This window comes from Isoptericola sp. NPDC060185, assembly GCF_042728595.1.
In the GTDB taxonomy this organism is placed as follows: domain Bacteria; phylum Actinomycetota; class Actinomycetes; order Actinomycetales; family Cellulomonadaceae; genus Isoptericola.
Map to the genome: position 1 here is coordinate 1 of NZ_JBHWYY010000127.1, position 5725 is coordinate 5725.

General features: G+C 75.2%; 5 protein-coding genes. 3 read left to right on the forward strand and 2 right to left on the reverse strand.

The features are described 5' to 3' along the window. Window positions 1–233: 233 nt before the first annotated feature. Window positions 234–743 (reverse strand): MarR family winged helix-turn-helix transcriptional regulator, encoded by a 510-nt coding sequence (locus tag ACFWDO_RS20930; RefSeq protein WP_380327117.1) that lies wholly within the window; start codon window positions 741–743, stop codon window positions 234–236. Window positions 744–792: 49 nt separating this feature from the next. Between ACFWDO_RS20930 and ACFWDO_RS20935 the strand changes: the two genes are divergently transcribed. Next, window positions 793–2148, forward strand: a complete 1356-nt coding sequence (locus tag ACFWDO_RS20935) for an FUSC family protein (protein ID WP_380327114.1) — start codon at window positions 793–795, stop codon at window positions 2146–2148. Window positions 2149–2169: 21 nt separating this feature from the next. On the opposite strand, the gene ACFWDO_RS20940 is transcribed toward ACFWDO_RS20935, so the two are convergent. Beyond that, the gene (locus ACFWDO_RS20940) at window positions 2170–3546 is read right to left on the reverse strand and encodes a PhoH family protein (RefSeq protein ID WP_380326925.1); all 1377 of its coding nucleotides are present in this window, start codon (window positions 3544–3546) and stop codon (window positions 2170–2172) included. A 171-nt stretch (window positions 3547–3717) separates the two neighbouring features. On the opposite strand from ACFWDO_RS20940, the gene ACFWDO_RS20945 reads away from it, so the two are divergent. Further along, on the forward strand, window positions 3718–4278 hold the full coding sequence (locus ACFWDO_RS20945) for a DUF1697 domain-containing protein (protein WP_380326922.1): 561 nt from the start codon (window positions 3718–3720) through the stop codon (window positions 4276–4278). Between the two features lie 126 nt (window positions 4279–4404). Next, window positions 4405–5700 (forward strand): Na+/H+ antiporter NhaA, encoded by a 1296-nt coding sequence (nhaA, locus tag ACFWDO_RS20950; RefSeq protein ID WP_380347158.1) that lies wholly within the window; start codon window positions 4405–4407, stop codon window positions 5698–5700. Window positions 5701–5725: the final 25 nt, after the last annotated feature.

Genomic DNA, 5725 nt, shown 5'->3' on the forward strand with positions numbered 1-5725 from the left:
GCCCCTCGCGGTGTTGTCTTGCACCACCCCCCCGCGGCCTGGCCGCCCCCCCCCCGCGCGGGGGCCCCCCCCCGGGGGGGGGCCCCCCGGCCGACGTCTCCGGGGTGGCCCGCGTTCGACGCTGGGATTGGTAAGGCTAACCTCACCTGCTACTGTCGGCCGTACGCGGGGAGGCGCCCCTCGGGGCGCGGGGCTGGGGGGTTCCACCTGAGACGCGCGGCGCCTCCCCGCGGTCAGTAGTCCTTCGGGTCCAGCCGCCGCAGGACGACGGCGAGCAGCCGGCCGAGCTCGGTCCGCTCAGTCTCGGACAGGTCCACCAGGGCCGCCCGCTCGTGCCCGACCTGCCGCGGGAACAGCTCGTCGACGAGCCGCTCCCCCTCGCCGGTCAGCGCCACCAGGACGCCCCGCTTGTCGCGCTCGTGCACGGCACGCTCCACGAGGCCGGCGCGCTCCAGCCGGTCGAGCCGCTTGGTGATCGACGCGCCTGGCGAGCCGGTCATCGTGGTGATCTCGCCGGCGCGCAGCGGCCGCCCGGAGCGGCGCAGCGCGGTGAGGACGTCGAGCTCGGCGCGCGTGACGTCGTGGCTCGCGAGGTCGTCCGCGACCTCCGCCTCGAGGAGCGCCGCGATCCGCCGGACCCGCGCCCCGACGTCGGCCGGGGACGTGTCCACCTCGGGCAGCCGCTCGGCCCACTGCGCGCGCACGCGCTCGATGTAGTCCACGGCGACCAGGATAGAGGTCACACCGCGAATCCTTCCATGATGATTTACCGGTGAACTATTATGGTCCGCAATGCCCTCCTCCCCCGCACCCTCCCCCGTGCTCACCAGCGCCCGCGACGTCCTCGACCCCGCCCACCTGCGCGCCGCGCTCCGCATCAACCCTGCCGACGCCACGCTCGCCGCCGCGCTGCGGGTCGGCGCCGCCGCGGCCGTCGTCCTCACGCTCAGCGCCGCCGTCGGGCGCACCGACCTGGCCGCCTTCGCCTCCCTGGGCGCGCTCGTCATCCTGTACGGCCGGTACGAGCCGTACCGCCGCCGCGCCGCCCTGCTGACCGGCACCGCCGTCGTCTTCGTCGCCGCCTTCCTCGTCACGTCGAGCCTCACGGCCGCAGGCGCCCCCACGCTGGTCGTCCTCGCCGTGGTGGCGCTCGTCGCGGGGGGCGCGACCGCGCTGTCCGCCCTGGTCCGCACCGGGCCCCCCGGGGCGAGCATCGTCGTCTTCGCGGCCGCCGGCGGCATGGTCGGGCCGCTCGGGTGGTCCGACGTCGCCGAACGCGGCACCGCGTTCGCGCTCGGCGCGGCCGTGGCCTGGATCGTCGGGATGAGCGGCTATCTCGTGCGGCCGAGCGCGCCGGCCCGCCTCGCCGTCCGCCGGGCCGCGGACGCGGTGCGCCGGTCGTTCGACGCCGGACCCGACGCCGGCCCCGACGCCGCGCGGGTGGCCTCGGCCGCCGTGGCGCGGGCCCGCGACGTGCTCGCCGACGACCTGTCCCACCGCCGCACGCGCGACACCGCCCGCGTGCTCGCCGCCGAGCTCGCCGCGTTCGCCGCGGCCCTGGACTCCACGTCCGCCTCGGAGCGCGGCGCCACCACCGCCCCCGCCGCCGACCTGTCCCCGCGCCGCCGCCTGGTCGACGACCTGCGGGCCGGCTGGCGCGCGCCCGGATGGCGCCTCTCCGGGGTCCGCGTGGTGCTCGCGGGGCTCGTCGCCGGCGCCGGCACGCTCGCCGTCGGCCTCAGCCACCCGGCCTGGGCCCAGCTCGGCGCCACCGCCACCCTGCAGGGCACGAGCACCCGGCACGCGACCGTCCGCGCCCTGCAGCGCGGTGGCGGCACCGTGCTGGGCGCCCTCCTGGCCTGGCCGCTGCTGGCGGCGCACCTGTCGTTCGCCGCCACCTGCGTCGTCGTCGTGGTGCTGCAGGTCGTCACGGAGGTCGTCGTCGGGCGCCACTACGGGCTGGCGATGCTCACGATCACGCCGATGGCGCTGCTGATGACGTCGCTCGGCGGGTCGGTGGACCCCGCCGGGATCGCGGCCTCGCGCGCCCTCGACACCGTGCTCGGCGCCGTGGTCGGCGTGCTCGCGGTCGTGCTGGTGCACCCGCGCCGCCGGCAGACGGCGCCGGGTGCTCCGGCACCCGTCTGACCGGCGGCGCGGGCGCAGCCGTCAGATCTCCAGTGACTCCAGCATCTCGGTGACGAGGGCCGCGACGGGCGACCGCTCGGACCGGGTCAGCGTGACGTGCGCGAAGAGCGGGTGGCCCTTCATCGCCTCGATGACCGCCGCGACGCCGTCGTGCCGGCCCACCCGCAGGTTGTCCCGCTGGGCGACGTCGTGCGTGAGCACGACGCGCGAGGCCTGCCCGATGCGCGACAGCACCGTGAGGAGCACGTTGCGCTCCAGCGACTGGGCCTCGTCCACGATGACGAACGCGTCGTGCAGCGAGCGCCCGCGGATGTGCGTGAGCGGGAGCACCTCGAGCATCTCGCGGTCGATGACCTCGTCCACGACCTCCGGCGAGACGAGTGCGCCGAGGGTGTCGTACACGGCCTGCGCCCAGGGGTTCATCTTCTCGGACTCGGACCCGGGCAGGTAGCCCAGCTCCTGGCCGCCCACCGCGTACAGCGGCCGGAAGACGAGGATCTTGCGGTGCTGGCGCCGCTCGAGGACGGCCTCCAGCCCGGCGCACAGCGCCAGCGCGGACTTGCCCGTGCCGGCTCGTCCGCCGAGCGACACGATCCCGATCTCCGGGTCCAGCAGCAGGTCGATGGCGACACGCTGCTCGGCCGACCGGCCGTGCACGCCGAACACGTCCTGGTCGCCCCGCACCAGCCGGACCGTCTTGTCGGCGGTGACGCGACCGAGGGCGGAGCCGCCCGGCGAGTGGACGACCAGGCCGGTGTGGCACAGCAGCGGCGACGCCGCCTCGACCACCTCCGGGTCGAGGGCGGCCAGCTCCACCTCGCCGCCGTCGTACAGGGTGGCGACCTGCTCGTCGGCGACGTCGATCTCGCGCATCCCGGTCCAGCCGGAGTCGACGGCGAGCTCGTGGCGGAACTCCTCGGCGCGCAGGCCGACGGCCGACGCCTTGACCCGCATCGGCAGGTCCTTGGAGACCACGGTGACGTCGCGACCCTCCGAGGCGAGGTTCGCCGCGACGGACAGGATCCGCGTGTCGTTGTCGCCGAGCCGGAAGCCCGCCGGCAGCACCTGCGAGTCGGTGTGGTTGAGCTCCACGCGCAGCGTGCCGCCCACGTCGCCCACCGGGATCGGGGCGTCGAGGCGGCCGTGCTTCACGCGCAGGTCGTCGAGCATCCGCAGCGCGCTGCGGGCGAAGTAGCCGAGCTCGGCGTGGTGGCGCTTGGCCTCCAGCTCCGTGACGACGACGACCGGCAGGACGACGTCGTGCTCGGCGAAGCGGTAGATCGCCCGGGGGTCGGACAACAGCACGGACGTGTCGACGACGAACGTCCGACGGGCGGTGCCGTCCGGGTCGACGGTGTCGACGGTGTCCCGCTCAGGGACGGGTGCGGTTCGGGCCACGGCGAGCTCCCCTTCTTCCGAGGACGGCCGGGACGCCGTCCCTGGCGCCAAACTACGACGCTGTGATTCGCGCCACCACCCCCACCCCGGCGGGTCGGAGAACTTGTCACCCGTCGTTCACGCGCCGGACTCCGGCGCGCCGCAGGGCGTCCCGGCGAGCACCATGGGCGCATGGCATCTCCCGAGCCCGCACGCACCGCCTACGTCGTCCTGCTGCGGGGCGTGAACCTCGGCCCCCACCGCCGCGTGAGCGCCGCGGACCTGCGCGAGGCCGCCACGGCGGCGGGCCTCGCCGACCCGCGGACCTACGCGAACAGCGGCAACCTCGTCGGCACCGCGGACGTGGGCGACGACGGCGTCGCCGCACGCGTCGAGGCGGCCCTGTCCCACCGCCTCGGAGGGGACGTGCGCGCCGTCGCCCTGACCTCCGACCGGGCCGCCGCCCTCCTCGACGCCGACCCGTTCCCCGACGCCACCGCGGACCACCCCTCCCACGTGCAGGTGCACGTGGGCCCCGACCGCGTGGACGCCGACGCGCTCGCGCGGCTGGTGGAGGACCGGCCGGAGCGGGTCGCCGTCGTGGACGGCGTGCTCGTCGTGGACTACGTGGTCGGCATCGGCCGGTCGAAGCTCACCCCCGCGCTGGTCGACAGGGCCGCCGGAACCTGGACCACGGCCCGCAACTGGAACACCCTCACGCGGCTCGTCACGATGGCGCGCGAGGCGCCCTGACCGCCGACGCCGTCGCGCGGTCCCACGGACGTTAGGCTGACCCGCGGTGAGCCGGGAAGTCTGGTCGGTGGCACCGGCTGCGACGCCGGGAGAACAGCGACCCCACGACCGGACAGGAGAACCACCCTGACCTCCGAGACCGCCACCCAGCCCTTCGGCACCCGGCTCCGCCGCTTCGCCTCGCGCGAGACCACCGGCGGGGCGCTCCTCATCGGCGCCGCGCTCCTGGCACTGATCTGCGCGAACGCCCCGTGGCGCGAGTCGTACTTCGCCCTGTCCGAGGCGGTGCTCGGCTTCGACCGGCTGGGGCCGCTGTCCGTGCACCTCGACCTCACGGTGGCGGAGTGGGCGGCCGACGGCCTGCTCGCCATCTTCTTCTTCGTCGTCGGCGTCGAGCTCAAGCACGAGTTCGTGGCCGGGAGCCTGCGCAGCCCGAAGGAGGCGGGTGTGCCGATGCTCGCCGCCGTCGGGGGCATGGCGGTGCCCGCCGTCCTGTACTCGGTGATCGTCGTCGGGCTCGGCGAGCCCGGAGCTCTCCAGGGCTGGGCGATCCCGACGGCCACCGACATCGCCTTCGCGCTCGGCGTGCTAGCCGTGTTCGGCAAGGGGCTGCCGGCCGCGGTCCGGACGTTCCTGCTCACCCTCGCGGTCGTCGACGACCTGCTCGCGATCATCGTCATCGCCGTCTTCTACACGGAGTCCCTGAACTTCGGCTACCTCGCCGCCTCGCTCGTCGCGATCGTGCTGTTCGGCCTGGTCGTGCGGTCCCGCCGGCCGTACTGGTGGATGCTCGTGCCCCTGTTCGCGGTGGCCTGGGCGTTCATGCACGCCTCGGGGGTGCACGCGACCGTGGCCGGCGTCCTCATGGGCTTCACCGTCGCGGCCCGGCCCACCCACGGCGAGGCGGCCCCCCGCACGCACCGCTACGAGCATGCGGTCAAGCCCTGGTCGCAGGGGGTCGCGCTGCCGGTGTTCGCCTTCTTCGCGGCCGGCGTCGACGTGGTCGACGGCGGCGGAGTCACGGAGATCCTCGGCCAGCCGGTGGTCCCGGCCATCACGATCGGTCTCGTGGTCGGCAAGCTCGTCGGGGTGCTCGGCACGACGGCGCTGGTCACGCGGCTCACCCCGCTGCGGCTGGCGCAGGGCATCGGCGTGCGCGACCTGCTGCCCGTCGGCTTCCTCGCCGGCATCGGGTTCACGGTGGCGCTGCTGGTGGCGGAGCTGTCGTTCGGGCACGCCTCGGAGCACACCGAGGGCGCCAAGGCCGCCATCCTGCTCGGCTCCGTGATCGCGGCGCTGCTGGGCGCCCTCACCCTGCGGTGGGACGCCCGCCGCGCCCGCGCCGCGGACATGAACCTCGACGGCGTGGACGACGCCGTCGAGGACTTCATCGGGGACGAGAAGGACAGGCAGGAGCACTGAGGGCTGCCGCGCCGCGGGCGGGGAC